Source organism: Streptomyces sp. SID5785 (assembly GCF_009870065.1).
In the GTDB taxonomy this organism is placed as follows: domain Bacteria; phylum Actinomycetota; class Actinomycetes; order Streptomycetales; family Streptomycetaceae; genus Streptomyces.
Genome location: NZ_WWIA01000192.1, coordinates 1 through 3432 on the forward strand (window position 1 = coordinate 1; position 3432 = coordinate 3432).

The 3432-nt window shown below is 75.5% G+C and carries 5 protein-coding genes; 3 read left to right on the forward strand and 2 right to left on the reverse strand.

The genetic code is table 11. The annotated features are described in order from the left end of the window. Positions 1-946, forward strand: a 946-nt coding sequence (locus GTW43_RS05780; RefSeq protein WP_161300535.1) for an MBL fold metallo-hydrolase, incomplete at its 5' end; no start/stop codon positions are given. Here the strand turns inward: GTW43_RS05780 and GTW43_RS05785 are convergent. After that, complete coding sequence (locus GTW43_RS05785; RefSeq protein ID WP_343245914.1) at positions 926-1573, reverse strand: VTT domain-containing protein; 648 nt, start codon at positions 1571-1573, stop codon at positions 926-928. The genes GTW43_RS05780 and GTW43_RS05785 overlap by 21 nt on opposite strands. Further along, entirely contained in the window at positions 1570-2343 is a 774-nt protein-coding gene (locus GTW43_RS05790) for an MBL fold metallo-hydrolase (protein ID WP_161300536.1), read from the reverse strand. Before GTW43_RS05790 ends, GTW43_RS05785 begins: the two co-directional genes overlap by 4 nt. 89 nt (positions 2344-2432) lie before the next feature. Between GTW43_RS05790 and GTW43_RS05795 the strand changes: the two genes are divergently transcribed. After that, the gene (locus GTW43_RS05795; RefSeq protein ID WP_161300537.1) at positions 2433-2873 is read left to right on the forward strand and encodes a hypothetical protein; all 441 of its coding nucleotides are present in this window, start codon (positions 2433-2435) and stop codon (positions 2871-2873) included. Positions 2874-2981: 108 nt separating this feature from the next. After that, positions 2982-3432, forward strand: a 451-nt coding sequence (locus GTW43_RS05800) for a phage holin family protein (RefSeq protein WP_343245915.1), incomplete at its 3' end; no start/stop codon positions are given.

Genomic DNA, 3432 nt, shown 5'->3' on the forward strand with positions numbered 1-3432 from the left:
GCCGGTCCCGCGCCGCTGGCCGCGCAGCTTCGCGCACCGGCTCACCGCACCGCTGCCCGGCCTGCGCGGCTTCGCGCGGTTCGCCCGCGAGGGCAAGGTCCGGCCGTCCGCCGAGGGCCTCGCCGACATCCCGAACCTGCCGTTCGAGCCGGGCCCGCTGCCCGACGTCGACGCCCGCACCGCCGCCGTCACCTGGGTCGGACACGCCAGCTGGATCGTCCGCATCGGCGGCCTGACCGTGCTGACCGACCCCGTCTGGTCCCGCAGGATCCTCGGCACGCCCGCCCGCGTCACCCCGCCCGGCATCGCCTGGAGCGCCCTGCCCCCGGTCGACGCCGTCGTCATCAGCCACAACCACTACGACCACCTCGACTGGCCCACCCTCAAGCGGCTGCCGCGCGACACCCCGGTCCTGGTGCCCGCCGGACTGGCCCGCTGGTTCACCCGGCGCCGCTTCACCCACGTCACCGAGCTCGACTGGTGGGAGACCGCCGAACTGGGCGGCGTCCGCTTCGACTTCGTCCCCGCCCACCACTGGTCCAAGCGCAGCCTCACCGACACCTGCCGCACCCTGTGGGGCGGCTGGGTGCTCACCGACCGCGACGGACAGCGCCTCTACTTCGCGGGCGACACCGGCTACGGTCACTGGTTCGCCGAGATCGGCCGCCGCTACCCCGGCATCGACCTGGCCCTGCTGCCCATCGGCGCCTACGACCCGCGCTGGTGGCTCCAGGACGTGCACTGCGACCCCGAGGACGCGGTGCGCGCGGCACAGGACGTCGGGGCCCGCCGCATGGCGCCCATGCACTGGGCGACGTTCCTGCTGTCGGCCGAGCCCGTGCTCGAGCCGCTCACCCGGCTGCGGGCCGCCTGGGAGCGCGCCGGACTGCCCCGCACCGCCCTGTGGGACCTGCCGGTGGGCGGCTCACGCGTGCTGACCGTCTGACCGGCCGTCGCGGCCGCCCTGCCCGCGCACCCGGCGCCACAGCGCAGGGGCCCCGCTGATCACCAGGGTCAGCACGACCGCCGCGACCACGCCCTGCCACGGCTCCGCGAACAGCGAGCCGCCGAGGATCCCGATCACCTGGTACGTCGCCGCCCAGGCCAGACAGGCCGGGACGTCGCCGCGGGCGAAGCGCCGCAGCGGCATCTCGGCCATCAGACAGGCCAGCATCACCGGGATCCGCCCGGCGGGCACCAGCCGGGACAGCACGAGCACCAGCACCCCGTGGTCGGCGAGCTTCGTCTGGGCCTGCGCGAGCCGCTCCTCCGGGGCCCGCGCGCGGATCGCCGCCAGCCAGCGCGACCCGTTGCGGGAGTGCATGCCGCGCCGCCCGAGCCAGTACAGGACGACGTCGCCGAGGAACGCGGCGAACGAGGCGACCGCGAACACGAAGAGCAGCGAGAACGGGTCGGTCTGGTGGAACGCCACGACGGCCGCCGAGCTGACCAGCGCCCCCGTCGGCACCACGGGCACGAGCGCGCCGATGAACACCAGCAGGAACAGCGACGGGTATCCCACGGCCTGCTGGGTCGACTCCGGCGTCACCTGCGAGGCGGCGGTGAGGATCACCGCGCCACCTCCGGGCGCACCCGCTCGCCGTGCCCGAGCAGGTGCACGGCCACGTCCGGCGCCCACAGCGCCGCCTGCCGCACGAACTCGTCACCCGGCGTGTGGAACTCGTGCGGCCGCACCGCGTCCATCCCGATCGGCCAGTACGTCCCGTAGTGCACCGGCACCGCGCTGCGCGGAGCCAGCCGGGCCAGCGCCTGCGCGGCCCGCTCCGGGTCCAGGTGGTGCGGGCCGAGGTAGGGGCCCCAGCCGCCGACCGGCAGCAGTGCCACGTCCACGGTGCCGACCGCCTCGGCCATCCCGTCGAACAGCCCGGTGTCGCCCGCGAAGTACGTCCGGGCCTCGCCCTCCACGACGTAGCCGAGCGCCGGTGCCCGGTGCGGGCCCACCGGCAGCCGCCGACCGTCGTGCTCGGCGGGCACCACCCGCACCGTGACGTCCCCGCTCGCGACGGCGTCCCCCGGCCCGACCTCGGTGATCCGCAGCCCGCGCAGCCGGCGCAGGCCCGGCACCGAGCGGCCCGTCCCGCGCGGCACGAGCACCCGGGTGCCCGGCGCGAGGCGCGCGAGCGAGGGCACGTGCAGATGGTCGGCGTGCAGGTGCGAGACGAGCACGAGGTCGGCACGGGCGGCGCTCGGCGGCGGCGGCGCGCCCCGGCGCCGCCGCAGATGGGCCAGACGCCGCGTGAACAGCGGATCGGTGAGCACCCGCGTACCGGCGTCCTCGACCGTGCAGGTGGCGTGACCCCACCAGGTGATCTCCACCGGCACCCGTGCCTCCTTCGTGCGACTGCCCCGAGCCTACGTGCAGGAGTAGGGTCGGGGGCCGGAGACGAGGTCAGCCGAGGTGAGGGGACACCATGGACGCGCCGGACGGTTCCGGTCATGATCGCGGCCCCGGCCCGCTGCGGGTCGCGTCGATCGCGAGTCTGACCCCGCTGGAGGAGCTGGACGCCGACCCGTTCCTCGTCGACTCCCGCAGCCAGCACGCCATGTGCGCCCGCTGGGCCGCCGAGCGCGGCCACGTCGTCACGCGCGAGCTCCTCGTGCACGCCCTGCGCCCCGACCACGAGATCCTCTGGGACGACGTGGACGCCGGCCTGGTCGACCTGTTCGTGGTCCCCTGCGACCGGGTCCTGCACGCCGCGATCGGCTCTCCCGACACCTTCGCCAAGGAGTGCGCGCGGCGCGGGATCCGGGTCGAGACGGCGGGCCTCGCCGAGCCCGCGTACGACGCGGAGATGAAGGCCCGGGTGCACCGCCGCCTGTCGATGCCGACCGCCGGGTACGACGGCTGCTGACACCCGGGACCGGCCACCCCCGTCCGCGGGACCAATCGGGCCAAGACGTGTGAAACCCTGGCCGACGACAACCCGGACGGGACACAGCGGGCGAGGGGAGCCGGAGACGTGGCATCGGGGCGGTGGTGGCGGCGTGCGGCGAGCACGGTGTGGCGCTCACTGACGGTGTGGGCCGCGGGGACCCTCACGATGATGGTCCTCGCCGGGATCCTGCCCGACTTCCAGCTGCAGTCGGCGAGCGGCGACAGCCTGACCCGGGTGGCGATCACCGCCGCCTCCGGCGCGGGCGCCTTCGCCGTCCTGTCCGCGCTCGTGTGGCCGCTGCTCGTGCGGGCCCTGCTGCTCGTGCCCGCGCTCGTCCTCGGCCTCGTCGTCTTCTTCCTCAACGGCGGCGTGCTCCTCGTCGCCCTGCACCTCATCCCCGACGGCCGCGGCGAGGTCAGCCCCGAGACCGCCGTCGTCGTGGCCGCCGTCATGTCCGCCGTCGCCTCGGCCACCGGCGGTGCCCTCGCCGTCCGCGACGACGACGCCTACCGGCGCCGGCTCTACCGGCTCGCCG

Bases quoted from the DNA above. Each gene is read 5' to 3' on its own strand.
- GTW43_RS05795 (WP_161300537.1), top strand. From the start codon at position 2,433: ATGGACGCGCCGGACGGTTCCGGTCATGATCGCGGCCCCGGCCCGCTG.